The 20,586-nt window shown below is 75.3% G+C and carries 22 protein-coding genes; 7 read left to right on the forward strand and 15 right to left on the reverse strand.

The window, feature by feature from the left end; all coding sequences use genetic code 11:
• Positions 1–157 precede the first annotated feature (157 nt).
• The 3 genes from JOF54_RS10840 (at position 158) to JOF54_RS10850 (ending at position 3,477) form a co-directional block, all read left to right on the forward strand.
• A complete protein-coding gene (locus tag JOF54_RS10840) occupies positions 158–1,030 on the forward strand; it encodes an aldo/keto reductase (protein ID WP_307804053.1) in 873 nt (290 codons plus the stop codon).
• A 75-nt stretch (positions 1,031–1,105) separates the two neighbouring features.
• On the forward strand, positions 1,106–2,629 hold the full coding sequence (locus JOF54_RS10845; RefSeq protein ID WP_210055542.1) for a flavin-containing monooxygenase: 1,524 nt from the start codon (positions 1,106–1,108) through the stop codon (positions 2,627–2,629).
• The gene (locus JOF54_RS10850) at positions 2,626–3,477 is read left to right on the forward strand and encodes an SDR family NAD(P)-dependent oxidoreductase (RefSeq protein ID WP_210055544.1); all 852 of its coding nucleotides are present in this window, start codon (positions 2,626–2,628) and stop codon (positions 3,475–3,477) included. Before JOF54_RS10845 ends, JOF54_RS10850 begins: the two co-directional genes overlap by 4 nt.
• A 27-nt stretch (positions 3,478–3,504) precedes the next feature.
• Here JOF54_RS10850 and dnaB read toward each other — a convergent pair whose 3' ends face one another.
• The gene (dnaB, locus tag JOF54_RS10855; protein WP_210059494.1) at positions 3,505–4,851 is read right to left on the reverse strand and encodes a replicative DNA helicase; all 1,347 of its coding nucleotides are present in this window, start codon (positions 4,849–4,851) and stop codon (positions 3,505–3,507) included.
• A gap of 544 nt (positions 4,852–5,395) precedes the next feature.
• Here dnaB and JOF54_RS10860 point away from each other — a divergent pair.
• The 4 genes from JOF54_RS10860 (at position 5,396) to JOF54_RS10875 (ending at position 8,716) form a co-directional block, all read left to right on the forward strand.
• Positions 5,396–5,713, forward strand: coding sequence for a metal-sensitive transcriptional regulator (locus tag JOF54_RS10860; protein ID WP_210055547.1), 318 nt, complete (start codon positions 5,396–5,398; stop codon positions 5,711–5,713).
• Between the two features lie 13 nt (positions 5,714–5,726).
• On the forward strand, positions 5,727–5,948 hold the full coding sequence (locus JOF54_RS10865; RefSeq protein WP_210055549.1) for a heavy-metal-associated domain-containing protein: 222 nt from the start codon (positions 5,727–5,729) through the stop codon (positions 5,946–5,948).
• Positions 5,949–6,015: 67 nt separating this feature from the next.
• Entirely contained in the window at positions 6,016–8,256 is a 2,241-nt protein-coding gene (locus JOF54_RS10870; RefSeq protein ID WP_307804056.1) for a heavy metal translocating P-type ATPase, read from the forward strand.
• A gap of 46 nt (positions 8,257–8,302) precedes the next feature.
• Positions 8,303–8,716, forward strand: a complete 414-nt coding sequence (locus JOF54_RS10875; RefSeq protein WP_210055551.1) for an antibiotic biosynthesis monooxygenase family protein — start codon at positions 8,303–8,305, stop codon at positions 8,714–8,716.
• Between the two features lie 2 nt (positions 8,717–8,718).
• Here JOF54_RS10875 and JOF54_RS10880 read toward each other — a convergent pair whose 3' ends face one another.
• The 14 genes from JOF54_RS10880 to uraD form a co-directional block, all read right to left on the reverse strand.
• Positions 8,719–9,279: a dihydrofolate reductase family protein gene (locus JOF54_RS10880; protein WP_210055554.1), complete on the reverse strand. Its 561-nt coding sequence runs from the start codon at positions 9,277–9,279 to the stop codon at positions 8,719–8,721.
• 37 nt (positions 9,280–9,316) lie between these two features.
• On the reverse strand, positions 9,317–12,283 hold the full coding sequence (locus tag JOF54_RS21490; RefSeq protein ID WP_210055555.1) for a LysM peptidoglycan-binding domain-containing protein: 2,967 nt from the start codon (positions 12,281–12,283) through the stop codon (positions 9,317–9,319).
• A 96-nt stretch (positions 12,284–12,379) separates the two neighbouring features.
• Complete coding sequence (locus tag JOF54_RS10890) at positions 12,380–13,270, reverse strand: hypothetical protein (protein WP_210055557.1); 891 nt, start codon at positions 13,268–13,270, stop codon at positions 12,380–12,382.
• Positions 13,267–14,139, reverse strand: a complete 873-nt coding sequence (locus JOF54_RS10895; protein WP_210055559.1) for a type II secretion system F family protein — start codon at positions 14,137–14,139, stop codon at positions 13,267–13,269. The genes JOF54_RS10890 and JOF54_RS10895 overlap by 4 nt, the downstream gene beginning before the upstream one ends.
• On the reverse strand, positions 14,136–15,650 hold the full coding sequence (locus tag JOF54_RS10900) for a TadA family conjugal transfer-associated ATPase (protein WP_307804059.1): 1,515 nt from the start codon (positions 15,648–15,650) through the stop codon (positions 14,136–14,138). The genes JOF54_RS10895 and JOF54_RS10900 overlap by 4 nt, the downstream gene beginning before the upstream one ends.
• A gap of 1 nt (position 15,651) precedes the next feature.
• Positions 15,652–16,437 carry a CpaE/TadZ family protein gene (locus tag JOF54_RS10905; protein ID WP_210055561.1) on the reverse strand — a complete coding sequence of 262 codons (786 nt, stop codon included), beginning with the start codon at positions 16,435–16,437 and terminating at the stop codon, positions 15,652–15,654.
• Between the two features lies 1 nt (position 16,438).
• The gene (locus tag JOF54_RS20965) at positions 16,439–17,143 is read right to left on the reverse strand and encodes an SAF domain-containing protein (protein ID WP_210055563.1); all 705 of its coding nucleotides are present in this window, start codon (positions 17,141–17,143) and stop codon (positions 16,439–16,441) included.
• A 49-nt stretch (positions 17,144–17,192) separates the two neighbouring features.
• On the reverse strand, positions 17,193–17,594 hold the full coding sequence (locus JOF54_RS10915; protein WP_210055565.1) for a pilus assembly protein TadG-related protein: 402 nt from the start codon (positions 17,592–17,594) through the stop codon (positions 17,193–17,195).
• Entirely contained in the window at positions 17,591–18,019 is a 429-nt protein-coding gene (locus tag JOF54_RS10920; RefSeq protein ID WP_210055567.1) for a TadE/TadG family type IV pilus assembly protein, read from the reverse strand. The genes JOF54_RS10915 and JOF54_RS10920 overlap by 4 nt, the downstream gene beginning before the upstream one ends.
• The gene (locus JOF54_RS10925) at positions 18,016–18,387 is read right to left on the reverse strand and encodes a TadE/TadG family type IV pilus assembly protein (protein ID WP_210055569.1); all 372 of its coding nucleotides are present in this window, start codon (positions 18,385–18,387) and stop codon (positions 18,016–18,018) included. Before JOF54_RS10925 ends, JOF54_RS10920 begins: the two co-directional genes overlap by 4 nt.
• A gap of 7 nt (positions 18,388–18,394) precedes the next feature.
• Positions 18,395–18,583 (reverse strand): hypothetical protein, encoded by a 189-nt coding sequence (locus tag JOF54_RS10930; protein ID WP_210055571.1) that lies wholly within the window; start codon positions 18,581–18,583, stop codon positions 18,395–18,397.
• 339 nt (positions 18,584–18,922) lie between these two features.
• Entirely contained in the window at positions 18,923–19,615 is a 693-nt protein-coding gene (locus tag JOF54_RS10935) for an RNA polymerase sigma factor (protein WP_210055573.1), read from the reverse strand.
• Between the two features lie 85 nt (positions 19,616–19,700).
• The gene (uraH, locus tag JOF54_RS10940) at positions 19,701–20,039 is read right to left on the reverse strand and encodes a hydroxyisourate hydrolase (protein ID WP_210055575.1); all 339 of its coding nucleotides are present in this window, start codon (positions 20,037–20,039) and stop codon (positions 19,701–19,703) included.
• Positions 20,036–20,572, reverse strand: coding sequence for a 2-oxo-4-hydroxy-4-carboxy-5-ureidoimidazoline decarboxylase (gene uraD / locus JOF54_RS10945; RefSeq protein WP_210055576.1), 537 nt, complete (start codon positions 20,570–20,572; stop codon positions 20,036–20,038). The genes uraH and uraD overlap by 4 nt, the downstream gene beginning before the upstream one ends.
• Positions 20,573–20,586 lie beyond the last annotated feature (14 nt).

Raw genomic sequence — 20,586 nt, forward strand, 5'->3', positions numbered from 1 at the left:
GTTCCCGGCGCAGCTCGTAGGCCGCCAAATCTACCGGGCCCGACCGGCCGACGGCCCGCGGTCAGGGCTCCCGTGCGCTGGTCGGGGGAAGAACCGGGGCCATCCCCGGGTTGTCAGAGGTGCACGAGCACGTCCACGCACCTGAAGGAGCACACCCGTGACCGACACCCTGACCCCCTCCGCCCAGGCCTCCGGCACCTTCGCCCTCGGCGGCGACCTGCCCGTCGTCCGGCTCGGCTACGGCAGCATGCAGCTGACCGGGGACGGCGTCTGGGGCGACCCGAAGGACCCCGACGAGGCCGTCCGCGTGCTGCGCCGGGCCGTCGAGCTGGGCGTCACCTTCATCGACACCGCCGACTCCTACGGGCCCGTGGTCGCCGAGCAGCTGATCAAGAAGGCGCTGCACCCCTACGCCGACGACCTCGTCATCGCCACCAAGGCCGGTCTGACCCGTCCCGGCCCCGGCGACTGGCGCCCGGTCGGGCGCCCCGAGTACCTGCGCCAGCAGGTCGAGCTAAGCCTGCGCAACCTGGGTCTGGAGCGCATCGACCTGCACCAGCTGCACCGGATCGACCCGCAGGTCCCGCTGGCCGACCAGGTCGGCACCCTCAAGGAGCTGCAGGACGAGGGCAAGATCCGCCACATCGGCCTCTCCGAGGTCAGCGTCGAGCAGCTGCAGGAGGCGCAGCAGAGCGCCACCATCGTCTCGGTGCAGAACCTCTTCAACCTCTCCGACCGCTCGGCCGAGCCGCTGCTCGACCACGCCGAGGCCGAGGGCATCGCCTTCATCCCGTGGTTCCCGCTGGCCACCGGCCAGCTCTCGCGGCCCGGCGGCCCGCTGGACGCCCTGGCGCAGGAGCACGGCGCGACGCCGTCGCAGCTGGCGCTGGCCTGGCTGCTCCGCCGCTCGCCGGTCATGCTGCCCATCCCGGGCACCTCGACCGTCGCGCACCTCGAGGACAACCTCGCCGCCGCGAGCCTCCAGCTCTCCGACGACGAGTTCACCCGGCTCACCGACGCCGTGAGCTGAGCCCTGCGGGCGCCGGCCCCCGGCCGGCGCCCGTCCCCCGGCCCCGCCCTGGTGGCCCGGGGGCAGACTGAGGGGATGAGCGAGCAGAGCGCGGCCACCGGGGGCCCCGACCACACCGTCGACGTGCTGGTGATCGGCGCGGGGCTCTCCGGGATCGGCGCCGCCTACCGGCTGCAGACCCGCTGCCCCGACCGCACCTACGCCGTGCTGGAGGCCCGCGAGCGGATCGGCGGCACCTGGGACCTCTTCCGCTACCCCGGCGTCCGGTCCGACTCCGACGTCTTCACCTTCAGCTACCTCTTCCGGCCCTGGGAGGGCACCCAGACCCTGGCCGACGGCGAGGGCATCCGCCGCTACATCGAGACGGTCGCGGCCGAGAACGGGATCGACCGCCGGATCCGGTTCGGCACCCGCGTGGTGCACGCGTCGTGGTCGTCCGAGACGGCCCGCTGGACCGTCAGCGCCGAGCGCACGGACGGCACGACCGAGACCTGGTCGTGCGCCTTCCTCTACGCCTGCTCCGGCTACTACGACTACACCGGCGGGCACACCCCCGACTTCCCCGGCCTGGACGACTTCGCCGGGCAGGTCGTGCACCCGCAGTTCTGGCCCGAGGACCTGGCCCTGGCGGGCCGGCGGGTCGTCGTCATCGGCTCCGGTGCCACAGCGGTGACCCTCGTCCCCGCGCTCGTGCGCGAGGGCGCCCACCCCGTCATGCTGCAGCGCTCCCCCACCTGGCTCGTCTCGCAGCGGCAGGACGACCCGGTGACCGCCCGGATCAAGCGGCGGTTCCCGCCGAAGCTCGCCCACCGGCTGGTCCGGGCGCGCAACCTCGCCGTCACCCAGACCTTCTACCAGCTGAGCCGCCGCCGTCCCGACCTGGCGCGGAGCTACCTGAGCAAGCCGATCGTCGGCCGGATGGGGGCCGAGCAGGCGGCCGAGCACTTCACGCCCGACTACGACCCCTGGGACCAGCGGTTGTGCGTCATCCCCGACAGCGACCTGCTCAAGGCGGTGAAGCGGGGTGAGGCCGAGGTGGTCACCGACACCGTCGAGCGGTTCGTGCCCGAGGGGGTGCGGCTGGCGTCCGGCCGCGTGCTGGAGGCCGACGTCGTCGTCACCGCCACCGGGCTGCAGATGCGGCTGCTCAGCGGGTTCTCCCTCGACGTCGACGGCGCCCCGGTCGTCCTGCCCGAGCGCGCGGTCTACCGGGGGCTCATGCTGGACGGCGTGCCCAACTTCGCTCTGGCCATCGGCTACGTCAACGCCTCCTGGTCCCTGCGCTCGGACCTCTCCAGCCGCTACGTCTGCCGCTTCCTCAACCACCTGCGCCGGCGCGGACGTCGGTACGGCTACCCGGTCCGGCCCGCCGACCTGGAGGAGCGCCCGGTGATGCCGCTGCGCTCCGGCTACGTCCAGCGCGCCCTCGCCTCGCTGCCGGTGCAGGGCACCCGGGACCCCTGGACCGTGCCGCAGAACTACGTGCTCGACCTGATCCGGATGCGGCGCGCCCGGGTGAGCGAGGACGTCCGGTTCGACGTCCCGCCGGAGCCGCGGATCAGCGGCCGCACGGCGGCCGACGAGAAGGTCGCCGCATGAGCCGCCTGGAGCCGTTCCGCTTCGCCGGCGCGACCGCGCTGGTCACCGGGGCGGCGAGCGGGATGGGCGAGCAGCTCGCGCACCAGCTGGCCGGCCGTGGCACCGCGCTGGTCCTGGTGGACCGCGACGCCGACCGGCTGGACCGCGTCGCGGCCGCCGTCCGGGTGGCGCACCCCGGCCTGGCCGTGGACGTGCACACGGTCGACCTGTCCGACACCGCGGCCATCGAGCCGCTCGTGGCCGAGGTGCTCGCGGAGCACCCCCGCGTCGACCTGCTGGTCAACAACGCGGGCGTGGCGATGGCCGGGCGCTTCGACCAGGTGAGCCTGGTGGAGTTCGACGCCGTCCTGCGGGTCAACCTGACGGCGCCGGTCACCCTTACCCACCACCTGCTGCCCACGCTGCTCGCCAGTCCGGGCAGCCACGTCGTCAACGTCTCGAGCCTCTACGGGCTCATCGCGCCGGCCGGGCAGAGCGCCTACTCGACGAGCAAGTTCGGGCTGCGCGGCTTCAGCCAGGTGCTGCAGGCCGAGCTGGCGGGCCGCTGCGTCGGGGTGACCACGGTGCACCCCGGCGGCATCCGCACCCGGATCGCCGAGACGGCGCACGTCGGCCAGGGCGTCGACCCGCGCGAGGCCGCCGCCGGCAAGGCGCTGATGGCCAAGCTGCTCACCTACCCGGCCGAGCGGGCCGCGGCCGACATCCTCGAGGCCGTCGAGCACCGCCGGGCCCGGCTGCTCATCGCCCCCAGCGCGGTCGTGCCCGACCTGCTGGCCCGGCTGCTGCCCGTCGGGCACACCCGGCTGCTGAGCTGGCTCATGCGCGGCGGGCGACGTCGCCGCCGCTGACCGCACGGAGACCGGTGGACCGACCGGTCAGTGCTGCATGTCGGTGAAGCGCGAGTAGTGGCCCTGGAAGGCCACGGTGATCGTCTTCGTGGGGCCGTTGCGGTGCTTGGCCAGGTCGATGTCGGCCTCGCCCGCCCGCTCGGACTCCTTGTCGTGGATGTCCGGGCGGTTCAGCAGGATGACCATGTCGGCGTCCTGCTCCAGCGAGCCGGACTCGCGGAGGTCGGACAGCATCGGCTTCTTGTCGGTGCGCTGCTCGGGACCACGGTTCAGCTGGGACAGCGCCACCACGGGCACCTCCAGCTCCTTGGCCAGCAGCTTCAGCTGCCGGGAGAACTCTGAGACCTCCAGCTGACGCGACTCGACCTTCTTGCCCGAGGTCATCAGCTGGATGTAGTCGATGACCACCAGCTTGAGGTCCTGGCGCTGCTTGAGCCGGCGGGCCTTCGCCCGGATCTCCACCATCGTCAGGTTCGGGGAGTCGTCGATGTACATCGGCGCCTCGGAGACCTGGCCCATCTTGGTGGCCACCCGGCTCCAGTCGTCGTCGCTCATCCGGCCGCCGCGGATGTGGGAGAGCGGGATGCTCGCCTCGGCCGACAGCAGGCGCATGGTGATCTCGATCTGGCTCATCTCCAGGCTGAAGATGACCGACGTCAGCCCGTGCTTGATCGACGCCGAGCGCGCGAGGTCGAGCGCCAGCGTCGACTTCCCCATGCCGGGTCGGGCGGCGACGATGACCATCTGGCCGGGGTGCAGGCCGTTGGTGAGGTCGTCGAGCTCGGCGAAGCCGGTGGGCACGCCGCCGAGGTTGCCGCCCCGGGAGGAGATGGCCTCCATCTCGTCCAGCGTCGGCTGCATGAGCTCGGAGAGCGGCTTGTAGTCCTCGGACGCGCTGCGGTCGGTGACGGCGTAGACCTCGGCCTGGGCACGGTCGACGATGCCGTCCACGTCGCCCTCGCCGGCGTAGGACATCTGGCCGATCCGGATGGAGGCGTTGACCAGGCGCCGCAGGATCGCCTTCTCGCGGACGATCTCGGCGTAGTAGCCCGCGTTGGCGGCGACCGGGACGCTGGAGAGCAGCGTGTGCAGGTACGGCGCCCCGCCGACCCGGACCAGCTCGCCGCGCTTGCCCAGCTCGGCCGAGACGGTGATGGCGTCCGCGGGCTCGCCGCGGCCGTAGAGATCGACGACGGCGTCGTAGACCTGCTCGTGGGCCGGCCGGTAGAAGTCGACGCCGCGGATCACCTCGACCACGTCGGCGATCGCGTCCTTGGACATCAGCATCGCGCCGAGCACGCACTGCTCGGCGTCCATGTCCTGGGGCGGCGTCCGGTCCGGCGTCCGCGGCGCCTCGTCCCGGTACGGCGTCATCACCTCGGCCAGGCTCACGCGTCACTCCCCTCTCGGCCGGGACATCCCCTCCCGGCGGTCGCCGACGGCGGGTGGTCCCCCACCCGTCACGTCACGAACGATAAATTGCACCGCTGACATTCCTGCCGCAGCCGCTGCCCCCCGGCACGGCCAGGGCACAACGTACGCCGCCCGACGACCACCCGGAAGCCGCTTGTCCACAGGCCCTGTGCACAACTGGGGATCTCCTGTGGGGGACACGCGCCCCGCCTGTGCGCAGCCCGGGGGACGGCTGGGGACAGCGCAGGACTTTCGTCCCAGAAACGCCTCTGACCAGGGGTGATGGCCGTCCTCACCAGTGGACGGGAACCACCTCGCAGAAATCTGCCGACACTCCCGGGGCCGTCTCGGCCGGTTGACAAGGAGCTCCTGCCGGGTTAGTACCCACAGGGCCCTGGGGATGCTGTGGACAACGCACCTGGTCCCCCCGGCCCGAAGGTGCTTCTCGTCAGGGGGGACGCCGGGCAGGAGTTGAATTAGTACCCTAGGGGGGTACGGTAGGTGTATGACCACCGAGCAGGCCCCCGCCACCGCCCCCGCGCACCACGGCTACATCAGCAGCAAGGACGACTACCTCAAGCGGCTGCGGCGCATCGAGGGGCAGGCGCGCGGCCTGCAGAAGATGGTCGAGGACGAGAAGTACTGCATCGACATCCTCACCCAGGTCTCGGCGATGACCAGCGCGCTGCAGTCCGTCGCCCTGGGCCTGCTCGACGAGCACCTGCACCACTGCGTGGTCCGGGCCGCCGCCGAGGGCGGCCCCGAGGCCGACGAGAAGATCCGCGAGGCGTCGGCGGCCATCGCCCGCCTCGTCCGTTCCTGACCAGGAGGACCTCATGACCGACCCCACCACCGCGAGCACCCGGACCTACCAGGTCACGGGCATGACGTGCCAGCACTGCGTGAACGCCGTCACCGAGGAGGTCAGCGGCGTGCCCGGCGTGACGGCCGTCCGCGTCGACCTCGAGCGCGGCGAGCTCGCCGTCACCAGCAGCACCGACGTCGAGCGCTCGGCGCTCGCGGCCGCCGTCGACGAGGCCGGCTACACCCTCGTCTGAGCCCTCGCGGCTCCGACCCGTCCCCTCCACGGGACCCCCGACCCACCCACCTCGAGGAGGTGACCCGGTGACCACCCAGACCACGCCGTCCGCGCTGACGACCGTCCAGCTGGACGTCCAGGGGATGACCTGCGCGTCCTGCGCCACCCGGATCGAGAAGAAGCTCAACCGGCTCGACGGCGTGCACGCGACCGTCAACTACGCGACGGAGCGGGCGACCGTGCAGGCCCCGCCCTCGGTCGGCACGGACGCGCTCATCGCGACCATCGAGAAGACGGGCTACGGCGCGTCGGTGCCCGCACCCGACCGGCACCACCACGACGACGACCCCGCCGCGCTGCGCCGCCGGGTGCTGGTCGCGGTGGCGCTGGGCGTGCCCGTCGTGCTGCTGTCGATGGTCGGTCCGCTGCAGCTCCCGGGCTGGCAGTGGCTGAGCCTCGTGCTCACCCTGCCCGTCGTCCTGTGGGCCGGCTGGCCGTTCCACCGGGCCGCGGCCGTCAACCTGCGGCACGGCGCCGCCACCATGGACACGCTCATCTCGGTCGGCACGCTCGCCGCGCTGGGCTGGTCGGTGTTCGCCCTGCTCACCGGCCCGGCCGGCGCCTGGGGCTTCACCCACGAGGCCTCCCTGGCGCTGGAGCGCAACCCGATGGGCGGCACCGCCAACCTCTACCTCGAGGTCGCCGTCGGCGTCACCGCGCTGATCCTGCTCGGGCGCTGGTTCGAGGCGCGGGCCAAGCGCCGCTCCGGTGCCGCGCTGAAGGCCCTGCTGGAGCTGGGCGCCGCCGAGGCCACGCTGCTGGTCGACGGCGTCGAGACCTCCGTCCCCGTCGAGCGGCTCCGCGTCGGCGACCGGTTCGTGGTCCGCCCGGGCGAGACGATCGCGACCGACGGCGTGGTCGTCGCCGGGCACAGCGCCGCCGACACCTCGCTGGTCACCGGCGAGACCGTGCCCGTCGAGCGCGGCCCCGGCGACGACGTCGTCGGCGGCTGCCTCAACACCTCCGGACGGCTGGTCGTCGAGGCCACCCGGATCGGCGCGGACACCCAGCTGGCCCAGATCGCGCGCCTCGTCGAGGCGGCCCAGACCGGTAAGGCCGCCGTCCAGCGGCTGGCCGACCGGGTCTCCGGCGTCTTCGTGCCCGTCGTCCTCGTGCTGGCCGTCGCGACCCTGGCCTTCTGGCTGCTGAGCGGCGCCGACGCCTCGTTCGCCTTCACCGCCGCCGTCGCGGTGCTGATCATCGCCTGCCCGTGCGCGCTGGGCCTGGCCACGCCGACCGCGCTCATGGTCGGCACCGGCCGGGGCGCCCAGCTGGGCATCCTCATCAAGGGTCCGGAGGTGCTCGAGCAGACCCGCCGCGTCGACACCGTCCTGCTCGACAAGACCGGCACCGTCACCGAGGGCCGGATGGCCGTCGTCGGCGTCGCGGCCGTCGGCGCGACCGAGGCCGAGCTGCTCCGGCACGCCGGGGCCGCCGAGTCGGGCTCCGAGCACCCGATCGCCCGCGCCGTCGTCACCCACGCGGCGACGGCCACCGGCCCGCTGCCCGCCGTCGACACCGTCACCGGCCGGGCCGGCCTCGGCGTCGTCGCCCGGCTCACCTCCGGCCCCCTGGTGGTCGTGGGCCAGCCCGCGCTGCTCGAGGCCGAGGGGCTGTCGGTCCCGGCCGCGGTGCTCGCGGCCCACGACGCCGCTCGCGCCGCCGGCCACACCGCCGTCGTCGCCGGCTGGGACGGCGAGGCCCGGGGTGTGCTGGCGGTGGCCGACACCGTCAAAGTCACCTCCGCCGACGCCGTCCGCGCCCTGCGGGAGCTGGGCCTGCGCCCGGTGCTGCTGACCGGTGACCACGAGGTGACGGCCCGCGCCGTCGCCGCGGCCGTCGGCATCGACGAGGTGATCGCCGGCGTCCGGCCGGAGGAGAAGGTCGCGGTCGTCCAGCGGCTGCAGGCCGAGGGCCAGCGGGTCGCCATGGTGGGCGACGGCGTCAACGACGCCGCGGCGCTCGCGCAGTCCGACCTGGGCATCGCCATGGGCACCGGGACCGACGCGGCCATCCAGGCCAGCGACCTCACCCTGGTCCGGGGCGACCTGCGGGTGGCCGCCGACGCCATCCGGCTGGCCCGGGCGACGCTGGGCACGATCCGCGGCAACCTGTTCTGGGCCTTCGCCTACAACGTCGCCGCGATCCCGCTGGCCGCCGCGGGCTTCCTCAACCCGCTGTTCGCCGGGGCGGCCATGGCGCTGAGCTCGGTCTTCGTGGTGACCAACAGCCTGCGGCTGCGCCGGTTCCGGGCGCGCTTCTCCTGAGCGCCGCGCCCCGGGGCGCTCGGGGGGTTGCCGGACCCGTCGGCTGGTGCTCCGATGGGTCCGGGGCCGTCGGGTCCGCACCGCGCAGCGCGAGGGGGACGTCATGGTCGTCGAGTACATCCGCTACCGGATCCGGGCCGGCGGAGGGCCGGACTTCGAGGCCGCCTACGCCCGGGCGGCCGAGGTGCTGGCCGCGTCGCCGTACTGCCGCGACTACGAGCTGGCCCGCCGGACGGACGAGCCGACGGGTCCGGGGCCGGCGGACGCGCCGGCGGACGACGCCGAGCACTACGTGCTGCGCATCCGCTGGACCTCGAGCGCGGATCACCTCGACGGCTTCCGGCGGAGCCCGGAGTTCCGCACGTTCTTCGGCGCCATCCGGCCCTACCTCGCCGACATCGAGGAGATGCGGCACTACGCCCCCACCGCGGTGGTCGGCGCCGGGGGTGCCGCGGGCTGAGGTCAGCTGCGCCGGACGCGGTACCGGAGGCTGACGAAGGCGCCGCCGTACTGCCGGGTCTCGACCAGTTCGAGCGACGGCGCGGTGATCCTCCGCGGCAGCAGCGGCGCCCCCGACCCGAGGAAGACCGACGCGACGCCGAGGACCACCTCGTCGAGCAGACCGGCGTCGTGGAACTGCCCGACGAGTTCCCCGCCGCCCACCAGCCAGACGTTCTTCCCGGCGGCGGCCTCGACCATCGCCGCGTGCACCGGCCGGACGTCACCCGACACCACGCGGATGTCGAGTCCGTCGGGCACCGGGAGGTCCCGGCTGGAGAAGACCCAGGTGGGCAGCGTGTACTCCCACTGCGTCGGGTCGTCGAGGAAGCCGGTGTGGTCGGCCAGCCAGCGGTAGGTCGTGGAGCCCATGGCGAGCGCTCCGACGTCGGCGATGAAGCGGGGGTACTCGTCCTGCATGCCGGTGGCCTCGGGGTCGTCCAGCTGGAACAGCCACTCGAGGGAGTGGTCGGCGTCGGCGATGAAGCCGTCGATGCTCGTCGCGGTGTAGTACTGCGTCGTCATGACGGCACGCTCCCACCGACCGCTGACACTTCTCCGCTCACGCCATCCGGGCCCGGACCCGGCCCTCCACCACCTCCTGCAGCAGCGTCACCGTCGCGGGGTCGAGGTCGACGCCGAGCCGTCGGGCCTGCCCCGCCAGCTGCAGGGTGAGCCGTTCGGTCTCCGCGGTGTTGCCGGCCCGGTGCTCGGTGCGGATGCGGGCGGCCAGGAGCAGCTCGTCGCCGGGGGCGGCGACCAGCGCGCGGGCGGCGGCCCAGCGGGCCAGGCCCAGGTCGCCGGCGTCGAGCGCGCGGCTGGTGAGCTCGACGCCGACGTCGCGGAGGCAGGAGATGAGGTCGGTCCGGAGCTCCTCGGCCCAGTGCCACTGACCGGGGGCGGCGTCGGCGAGGGGAGCACCGCGCAGCAGCTGCAGGACCGCGCGCAGGGCCTCGTCTCCGGCCCGATTCACCCCGCCCGCAGTGAGGATCTGCACCTGCTGCCAGTCGGAGCTGACGGCGGGGTGCAGCGCGATCCGCCCGGTGTAGGCGTCCGGCAGGTAGGCCTCCCCGGCCGCGTCGGCGCCCAGCCAGGTGCGCAGCCGGCTCATGTTGGAGCGGCGGGTGCCCTCGGCGACGGCCAGCGCCGAGGCCATGTCCCGCGCCGTCCGGCCCGGGTGCTCGAGCAACCAGCCGCAGTACTCCAGGCACTGCTTCGCCGCCCGCGGGGGCGCCGTGCCCGTGGCGCCCAGCAGCTCGACGGGCCCGAGGACCAGCAGGGTCGGGTGGTCGACGCGCGCGTCGGCAGCCAGTGCCGCGGCCGCCCGGATCGCCACCACCCCGTCCACCTCCCCCGTCGTCTCTGCTGACCACCCGCCGAACCTCCGTCCCAGGTACGTCACGTTGTCGGGGGGCGGCTCGGGTTCGGCGACCTCGACGTGCCACCAGGGCGCCGTCGTGGTGTCGGTCCGGCCGGTGGCGGCGACCAGCGCGACGACGCCCGCCGTCTCGTCCGGCGTCAGCGCCTGCGCCCGCAGGTCGAGCCCGGCCGGCTCGAGGCGGGCGGTGGGCGGTCCCGCGGCCGCCGGTGCGGTCGTCAGCCGCCAGGGGGCGCCGACGTCGCCGACGAGGACGACAGCGGTCGTCACGTGCGGCTCGGTGTCCACGAGGGCCCGGAACCGCGCCGTCTGCTCCCGGGTCAGCGGGCCGTCGACCAGCACGACCTCGGGCGTCCACGGCTCGGCCAGGTCCGGGTCGAGGCGGTGCTGGCCGAGCACCGGCTGCGGCTGGTGCCGGCGCTGCTCGGCGGCGCGGTCCTCGAGCCGGTCGAGCAGGGCGTCGGCGTCCTCGGACTGCTCGACGGCGTGCGCGCCCAGCGCGTCGGGCAACCGGGTGTCCGGGCCCAGCAGGGTCAGGCGCATCTCGTCGGCCCAGGGCGAGAACGACAGCTCGACGGCCAGGGCCGTCAGCACGTCCCGGCCCGCCCCCGGGTCCCCGTCGAGCTGGAGCAGCCGGAGGGCCTCCAGGTCGCCGAGGACCAGCCGGTCCTGGTCGTCCCGACCGAGGGTGACCAGCGTCGGCCACGGTCGCAGCGGCTCGTCCGCGGGCACGGCGGTGAGGTGGTCGGCCCCTGGCTGGTCCAGCACCCAGGAGCGTCCGCCGTCCTCGACCGCGAACCCGACCGGCGCCGTCGCGTGCGGGGCGGAGAGGCGCAGCTCGACGCGGTCCTCCGCGAGCAGCACGAGCTGCAGGGCGGGGAGCGGCAGCCGCTGGTCGCGGCAGGCCACCGCCACGGCGCGCAGCGCCCGGTCGAGCGTGCGCAGGGTGAACGGCCGCTGCCGCCGGCCGAGCGCGGCCTCCAGTGGCACGACGGCCGGGGCGGGGTGGACGATCCGGCGACCGACGGGACGGGCCGCGAGCTGCAGCCGGCGCCGGAGCGCCAGGCCCGTCAGCAGGCCCGCCGCCAGCAGACCGCCCACGGCGGCGAAGGCGACGCGGTCCTCGACCGCAGCGGAGGGCTCGGCCGGCGGCGGGGCTGACGGCCGAGCCGGCCCATCGGCTGCCCGCGGGACGGCCGAACCGGGGACGGCGCCGTCCCCCGCGGGTGGGGCGGGTCGTGTGGACCGAGGCTCGGAGCGGCGGACCGGAGGGTCGGTCCGCTCGGGCACGCGCTCGGCCCGTGGTTGTGCTGGCCCCGCAGCGTCCCCGGCGGGCACCTCCAGCTGCTGGCCGGCCTCGAGCACGTCCGGGTCGTCGAGGACGGCGCGGTTGGCCTCGAACAGCTCGGGCCAGCGGGCGTCGTCACCGAGCTCCCGCTCGGCGATCGCGCTGAGGCTGTCCCCCGCCCGCACGACGACCGTGCCGGGGTCGGAATCGGCTCCCGCGGGCACGTCGTCGACCGCCACGACGCCGGGGACCTGGAGCCGCCAGCCGACCTCCAGCCGGTCGGGGCCGCCGGTGAGCCGGTCGGGGTTGGCTGCGGCGATCCGTCGCCAGTCCTGACCGCGGCCGTAGTAGCGCTCGGCGAGGGTCCAGAGGTCGTCGCCCGTCCGCACCTCGTGGACCACGGCGGAGGGGTCGACCGGCCGCGCGGGCACCGGGGCACGGGCGCGGGTCGTCGTGGGCTCGGCGGCGGCGGGTGCCGGCGGGGGTGCGGTCCGCGCCTCGGCCACGGCGGGGGGCGGGCCGAGCTGCACCGCCGGGGCGGCGGCGAGGGCGAGGACGGCCAGGACCAGCCCGGCGACGGCGCGCTGCGGCCCGGCCAGCCCGGGCAGCCGGACGCGGACCCGCGCCCGCGTCGCCGCGGTCACCACCTCGGCCAGCACGGAGAGCGCGAGCACCGCCCACGCCACCCAGGCGGTCGAGGTGACGAGGGCGAGCAGCACGGTGCCGTCGTCGGGCCGGAGCAGCACCTGGGGGCTCCACGTCGTGGGCCACCGGGCGCCGACGGCGAGCAGCAGCGCCGGCACCCCGACGAGGAGGGCCAGCAGGACCACCAGGGCCCCGAGCCCGCGCAGCACCCGGCTCATCCGGTCCCTCCTCTCCCCCGCCGTCCCAGCCTGGCGTCCGCGCGCCCGACGGGGAACGGCTCGGTGTTGTCCGTCCCCCGCTGGTGTTGTCCGTGCTCAGGCACCGAAGATCTTCAGCAGCGCGGCGACCAGGAAGATCAGACCGAAGACGAGCGCGGGCAGGGTCATGTAGAGCGTCATGCCCTCCGCCTCGGCGCTCGCCCTGATCTGCTCGGTGGTCAGGTGGGCGTCCCGCAGCTCCTTGACGCGGGCCCGCAGCGCTCCGGAGAGCGCCGCCCCCGTCTCGTCCAGCTGCATGACGTCGGCGACGTCGGCCAGCTCGGGCAGGTCGAGCTGACCGGCGAGCCGCCGGAGCTCGGCGTAGGGCGGCTGCTGCTCCAGCCGCGCCCGCTCCAGCGCCGAGCGGATCTGCAGGAACAGCGGCACCTCGCTCAGCTGGGCGGCGTTGTGCAGCGCCTGGGGCGCCGAGGCGTTCGTCAGCCGTTCGAGGGTGACGAGCTCGATGTAGAGCAGCAGGGCCTCCACGGCGTTCACCCGCACCGCGGCCGCGGTGCGCCGGAGCAGCAGGTCGGGCACGACGAACCCGGCGACGGCCCCGCCGAGCGCGGCCAGGGCGGGCAGCGGCCCGACCGCACCGGCGAGCCAGCCCAGCACCACCCCGGCCACCGCGGGCAGCACGGCGCCGACGAGGGCCATCACCGCCTTGTCGGCGTAGAACTCCGCGATGGACTTGTCCTGCAGCTCCAGGGCCCGGCGCTGGCGGTCGGACAGCGGCACGGGCGCCCGGCGGTACAGGGCGGCCCCGAGGCGCTCCGAGCGGCTGGTGACGGGGCCGGCGTCCCGGCGGCGGTCGGAGCCCCGACCGGGCTCCCCCGCGCGGTCCAGCGCCGCGTCGAGCCGCGGGGCGACCGGCACGGCAGCGGCGACGAGGGCCACCAGGCCGGCCGCCAGCAGGGCACCGGCGAAGAGCACGAGGGCGAAGGTCACCGTGGCGCCCCGACCAGGATCCGCGGCCGCTCCCGCTGCTGGGCCTTGCGCCGCATGAGCAGCAGCGACCCGAGGTAGGCCAGCAGGAGGACGCCGAGGACCAGCTGCCCGATCCCGCTCCGGTAGGCCACGAAGAAGTCGGGGGAGACGGCGAAGGCGACCAGCAGCGTGCCCAGCGAGATGACCGTGACCTGCCGGACGACGACGTAGGGCTTGGAGCGCTCCACCTCGATCGCCCTCCGCCCCGCCAAGGTGGCCTGCAGCGAGTCGGCCAGCGCCTGCAGGGTCACCGACGCACCGTTGGCCCCGCGGTTGGCGGCGAGGATCAGGGGGGCCAGCACCCCGTCGGCGTCCGGGGAGTCGAGCGCGTCGGCCATCCGCAGCAGGGCCTCCCGGGTGTCCCAGCGGTTGTTGAGCCGGGCGACCAGGGTCTCGACCTCGTCGGCGAGCAGCGGCGGGGCCGTCCGGCGGGAGATCCGCAGGGCGTCGGTGATCGACTTGCCGGTGGCCAGCGTGGCGCTCAGCGAGCGGACCCAGCGGTCGAGCGCCTCGAGCAGGGCGATGTCGCGCGCCCGCGGCGCCGTCAGCAGGTAGGGCAGTCCGAGGGCGAGCACCGGGACCAGCGGCAGGGCGATCAGCCAGCCGGTGGCCGCCGCGACCGCCGTCCCCGCGGCCAGCCCGAGCACCAGCACGACGTCGCGACGCCGCCCGCGCGGGCCGGCCGGGCGCCGGCTCCACCGCGCCCACACCTGCGCCGGCGACGCGCTCGACCCACGTCGGCTGACGGGGGCCCGCCGCTGCAGCCCGCCGACCAGCAGCCAGAGCCCGCCGACGAGCAGCAGGCCCGCGAGCGCGGCCACGGAGGTCATCGGCCGCCGTCCGGTCGGGGGCGGACGGGCAGCGGGCGGCGGAAGGGCAGCAGCTCGGCCTCGAAGTCGGCGTCGGGGAAGAAGCCGGGCGGCTGCGTGCCGGTGCCGGTGGCGGAGTAGGTCAGGTGGGTGACCGGACGGCCGCTCTCGGTGGCCCGGGTGACCTGGCGGATCTCGGCGACGAAGCGGCGGCGCACCCCGCCCTTCCAGGTGTCGTCCTGCAGCCGGACGTGCACGAGGAGGTGGATGTTGTGGGCGATCTGGCGGTAGGCCTCGTCGATCGTCAGCACGCCACCCTGCGCGACCCGGGAGGCGAGCCGGTCGATCGTCGACTCGGCGGAGTGCGAGTGCGTGGTCGAGAGCGTGCCGGTGCCGGCCTGCATCGCCTCGAACATGGCGGCGGCCTCCCCGCCCCGGACCTCACCCACCACGAGCCGCGAGAGGTTCTGCCGGAGCGCCTCGGGCATGAGGTCGGCGATCGTCACCTCGCCGACCCGGGTGCCGCCGGAGGTCTCGCCGTGGCCGGTGCGGGCCTGCAGGGCGAGGATGTTCTCCCGGCCGGGCTGCAGGTGGGTCATCAGCTCGTAGTCGGTCTCCAGGGTGCCGAAGCGCTCGGTGCTCGGGATGGCGTGGATCAGCGCCCGCAGCAGCGTCGTCTTCCCGGCGCCCTGGTCGCCCGAGATGACGACGGACTTGCGGGCCAGGATGGCCGCGTCGAGGAAGCGGGCGACCTCCAGCGGCATCAGGCCGCCGTCGGCGAGCTCGGCGAGCGAGACGTCGGTCAGCGTGTGCTGCCGGATGACGACGCTGGGCCGGTAGGAGAGGCCGAAGCCGATGGCGTGCAGCCGGAAGCGCTCGCCGAGGGCCAGGGTCATCGACGGGTGCGTGTCGTCGAAGGGCCGCGAGGGCTGGCCGTTCTGGCCCAGGAAGCGGATGGCCTCCACCAGCTCGTCGTCGCTGTCGGCGACCGGCGGCATCCGCTCGCGGCGGCCGTCGCCGTACTGGACGACGACCGAGTTCCAGCCGTGGATCTCGATGTTCTCCACGCTCCGCATCTCCAGCAGCGGCTGCAGCCGGCCGTAGCCGAAGACCGCGTCCTCCACGGCGGTGACGTAGGTCTGCTCCTGGGCCGGGGACCACAGCTCGGCGCCGGCCCGGTGCAGCGCCCGCACGTGGTCCCCGACCACCCGGCGGATGACGGCCCGGCCGAGGAGCAGCCGGTCGTCACCCGCGAGCGGGCGCCCGGTGCTCCGCTGCTGGGCGGCGCTCTCCTCGGTGATGACCTCCGAGGCGCGGCGGCGGAGCTCGGCGACCTCCCCCCAGTCCAGGCCGACGGCGAGCAGATCCGGCCGGGCCGCGACCTCGGTCCGGCTGAGGTGGCCGAGGCCGGGACGGGCCGGCGCTGCGGCGGCGCTCCAGCCCGGCTCGTCGGCGAGCTCCCGCAGGACGGGGACGGCGTCGAGGTCGGGAACGGGCTCCAGGGCGGGCACGGTGCGGGTGCGGTCGTCCACGTCAGCTCCTCACCAGGGCGCTCGACTGCTGGAGGACGCCCGCGAACGTCGAGGCGGTGCTCCGCACGGCCTTGACCAGCGGGGCGCCGGCGAACTTGCGGTGCTGCGGGGCGCCGTCGGAGAAGTGGGCGGCCGAGGCGGGGTCGTGGGGCAGCCGGGCGACCACCTCGAGCCCGAGGGCGCGGCCGATCTCGGCGCTGCGGTAGGGATGGCCCTCGTCGACGACGACGAGACCGGTCCGCCGCCGGGCGCCGGACCCCGCGCGCTGGGCCTCGGCGAGCACCGGCAGCTGCACGCGGGTGGCGAGCACGGCGCGGAGGCTGGAGCCGAGGAGGACCGCGGTGAGCGCGCTGCGCTCCAGCAGGGCGGGCGGCAGCCCGAGCGGGCCGAGCCGGCCGGCGTCCACGACCACGTCGAGGTCTACGTCGCCGAGCCGGTCGAGCGCGTCGGCGAGGTCGTCCCAGACGCCGGCGAAGTGGGCGGCGCTGCCGGGCCGGGTGAAGCCGGGCAGGAAGAGCCGGCGGTCGCCGTCGGTCTCGGCGAGGGTGAGGCACTGGTCGACGACGGCCTCCCGCAGGTTGCGGCGGTCGCGGTGGGCCTCGGCGACCCGCAGCAGCCCCTTGCCGCCGGTCGAGCGGCCGGTCAGGTAGCCGGCCAGCACGGCCTGGGACGCACCGGGGTCGGCGTCGACGAGCAGCACGGGCCGGGGCCAGGTGAGCGCCAGCCCGACGGCCAGCGTGGTGACGCCGGGCGACCCGCTGCAGGAGGTGAGGACGAGGACGGCCATCTCAGCGACCCGCGTCCCGGACGACGGTCAGCCGCTCCTGCGCAGCCAGCAGGGCGACCGTCGGCGCCTGCCCCTGGTCGACGTCGACGGTCAGCACGATGGAGGCCCCGTCGACGCCGGGCACCTGCTCGACGACCCGCGCCCGGTAGGTCTTGCCGACGAGGGCGTCCGGTCCGCCGCCCTGGGTCGACGCCGGTGGCAGGGCGACCAGCCGGAGCGGTGAGCCGGGCGGCAGCAAGCCCTCCGGCGCCCGTCCGGTGACGAGCTTCATCGCGACGGCGGCGCGGCCGTCGGCCGGCAGGGCCACCGGCGCCACGGCGGCGGCGGGCAGCACCGAGCCGGCCGGCAGGTCGAAGACGGCCCGCTGGCCGACCAGGCTCTCGAGCCGCTCGGCGGCGACGGTGTCCGGCAGCGTCCCGCCCCGCAGCCGGACCGTCGTCAGGTCGTCGCGCTGGATCGCCTCACCGCGGTAGACGGTCGCGGCCAGGGACACCACCGTCGTCTCCGACGCGAGCCGGGCGTAGACCACGGCCGACAGCAGCGCGCCGAGGCACAGCGCCAGCACGCCGAGGGCGATCCAGCGCGGGTTGCGGCGGCCCGGCAGCCGCGGCAGCTCCGGGGCAGCAGTGGCCGCGCCCGAGGCGTCCGCGGCCTCAGAGGGGCGCGGTCGGGCCGCGCGGGTGCGCGGTCGCAGGTCGATGCTCACGGAGTCCTCCCAGGACGACGGGTGTGCGGGGTGTCGACGACGGACCCGGTCACCGCGCGCCCCCGGTCGGCACGATGACGGCCTCGGCGGACCCGGTGCCGGTCACCGTGCCGAGGCCGACGACGGACAGGAAGAGCGTCGGCGCGCTCGACCGGGTCTCGACCCGGACGACGCCCGCCCGCAGGGTGACCGTGCCCTGGACCGACGGGTCGCCGGCGAGGAAGGCCTTCGCTGCGAGCACGGCAGCGCCCGCCGGCTCGGCGCCGCCCAGCTGCCGGGTGGCGGCCGCGTTCCCGGCGGCCCGGCTGGCCCCGGCGGCGGCCGCCTCGGCCCGGCTGGCGGCGGCGACCTTCTGCCCGCCGTCGACGACCAGGCCGGCCACCAGCACGAGGGCACCCATGACCATCAGCACGAAGAGGCTGATGCTCTGCCCGCGCTCGTCCCGCCTCATCGCCGGCTCCGGTACGTGTCGAGCGCCGCGGCGCCCTCGCCGCTGAGCTGGATCGAGCCGGGCAGGCCGGGCAGCACGACGTCGCCGAGCGGCACCGTGCAGCCGACCGTCGTCCGAACGGTGGCCGGGGTGCCGACGGGCACGGCGAACGCGGCGGTCTGCACCCCGACCGTCGTGCTGGAGCAGACCAGCCCGGCGGTGCGGAGCGACGCCTGGCCTGCGGCCCGGCCGTCGACCGCGGCCGTTCCCGCGCTCCGGGCCAGGGAGGCGGCCCGGGCCGCGCTCTGGGCCGCCTCGACGACGGTGGCGCGCGCGAACCAGAGCCGGCCGCCCGCGACCAGCAGGCCGAGGACCAGGACGAGGGCGGGGACGACGAGGGTGAGCTCGACGGTCACCGAGCCGCGGCTGGCCGGACGGCCGCTCACGGCGGGGTGACCCGTTCCCGCGGGGCGGCGGCGCTCTCGCGCAGCCGGCCGAGGCCGACGTCGAGCAGCAGCGGGGAGGCGGCGGTGACCGTCGCCGAGACGTCGGTCCCGCCGCGCACCACCTCGACGGTGACGCCGTCGAGCCCGCCGCTGCGGGCGAGCTCGGCGCCGATCGCACGGGCGGCCTCGACCGAGCCCGTGCTGCCCCGCGCGGTGTCGACCGCTGCCGTCGCCGCGCGCTGGGCGACGTTGCGGCCGTGCAGCCACAGCCCGGCCTGCAGCACGCCGAGGGTGACCAGCATCAGCACCGGCCAGACCACCGCGAACTGCACGCTCTCGCTGAGGCCGCGCTCATCGGGTCGGGGCACCGGTCGGCTACTTCGGCATCCGGCCGGTCACGTAGGTGGTGATCGCCCCGATGACGATCAGCGCGACCGTCACCGCGCCGGCCAGCAGGATCGCGTTCTCCGCCGACTGGCTGAGGCCGCGCTCGTCCCGGCGCCCGGGGTCCTTGAGCAGCACGAGCAGACCGACGGCCGAGAGGAGCAGGCTCTTCGCGTTCATGGGTGGTCCTTCCGAGTACGGGTCCGGCGGACGCGGGACCCCCGAGTGGTGAGCCGGTGGACGGGATCCGTCCCGGCGGGCGGGGGTGCGGGCACGCGTCGCTGCTGAGGCGCCGTCTCCCGGCGCGCGACGTCGTCGACCTGCTGCACGTCCACCCCCGAACGCGGTCCCGGACGGAGCAGGCTGCTGCCGCCCGGCTTGCTGGTACGAGAACTATGGCCGCGACGACGTCGTCGCGGGAGGGGTGGCGGCAGATTCCTGGGACCGGATCGTGACCTCCACCGATGGTCGCCGTCGCACCTGTCTCCTGAGTCACGGGGAGCACAGTCGCCACGTCGATCACGCCGCCTCGGCCAGCTCGGCGCGGTGCTCCGCGAGCCGGTGGACCGCCCGGCTGCACCGCACCCGCAGCGAGCCCGGCGTCGTCGCGCACCGCACCGCCGCGTCCTTCCCGCTGAGCCCGTCGACGTAGACGGCCTGCAGCAGCCGACCCGTGGCCGGGTCGATGAGCCGCAGCCGCTCGCCGGCCCGGATCACCGCCGTCGCGCCCGGCTCGTCCTGGTCCTCGACGGCGGGGACCAGACGCTCGAGGAGCGGCCCGAGCTCGTCGCCGAGCGCGTGCACGACGACCGGGCTGCGGCCCATCCACTGCCGGTCCCGGTGCACGAGCTTGAGCGTGTCCAGGGCCAGGTTGGCGGCGATCCGCTCCGGCCGCCGGGCCAGCGGGTAGCGGGCCAGGACGCACCAGAGCGCGCTGACGTAGTCGTCGACACCCGCCCGGGCGTCCCGGCCCGCCATCCGCACCAGCCGACCCAGCTGGGACTGCAGGACGGCCCGCCCGGCGAGCGGGTCGCCGGCCAGCGCGGCGGCCACCAGCCGGTGCAGGGCGGCGTCGTCACCCCGCCGGGCCTCCTCGACGAGCGCGGGGACGTCCTCGGGCAGGTCGACGACGAGAGCCGCCCACTCCCGGTTGAGGGCGTCGACGAGGGCGAGGGGCGACCGGCGGACCGGGACGGCGAGGGCTTTCTCCACGTCCCCGAGCCTCGCGAGCGCGTGTTGGCAGCGGTGTTGGCCGACACCCGCCCGGTGTTGTCCACCCGGCCGCGGTGTTGGCGGCTCAGCTCCCCCGGTAGGTGGAGAACGCGAACGGGCTGAGCAGCAGCGGCACGTGGTAGTGCGCCATCGGGTCGGCGAGGGTGAACGGGATGACGACCTCGGGGTAGAACGCCACCGTCCCACGGGCGTCGAACCAGGCGCCGGTGTCGAAGCGGACCCGGTAGGTGCCGGGGACCAGGTCGGCGGGGCCGAGGTCCCCGACCCGCCCGTCGTCGTCGGTCAGACCCTGCGCCACGACGGCCCAGCCGGAGCCGGACGCGGCCTCCAGCACCACCGCGACCCCGGTGGCCGGGCAGCCGGCCACGGCGTCGAGCACGTGCGTGGTGACCCGGCTGCTCACTGCGCGGCCTCGGGGTCGTCGAAGCCGGAGTGGTGGTCGAGGTGGCCGAACAGCTGCGGGATCCGGAGCAGGGCGATGTCGCGCAGCTCACTGGCCACCACGGCCGCCTCGGTGGCGTCGTCGAGGGTGAGGCGGCGCTGCAGCTCGGCGAGGATCGTGGCCCGGTCCCGGCCGGCGGCGCGGATGAGGAACACCCGGCCGAAGCGCTCCTCGTAGGCCCGGTTGCCCTCGGCCAGCGCGGCAGCCAGGGCCTCGTCCTCGGACTGGCTCGCCGACTGCTCCGAGCGCGAGAAGCTCTGCGCCGTACCCTCACCGCGCGCCTTCTCCCCGATCCGCGGGTGGTGCGCCAGAGCCTGGTCGACCTCCTCCGCGCTGAGCGGCGTGGCGGCCGCGGCGGCGGCGTCCATCAGCTCCAGCAGCGAGCCGAAGGGAGCGCGCGCGGCGACGTCGTCGACCCAGCGGGGCACCGCGAGGCAGGCGGTCAGGCCCTCCCGCAGCTCGGCGTCGGTCAGCTCGACCCGGGGCGTCGTCATGGGGCTCGTCTCCT

The sequence above is a fragment of the Microlunatus capsulatus genome (assembly GCF_017876495.1).
Classification (GTDB): domain Bacteria; phylum Actinomycetota; class Actinomycetes; order Propionibacteriales; family Propionibacteriaceae; genus Microlunatus; species Microlunatus capsulatus.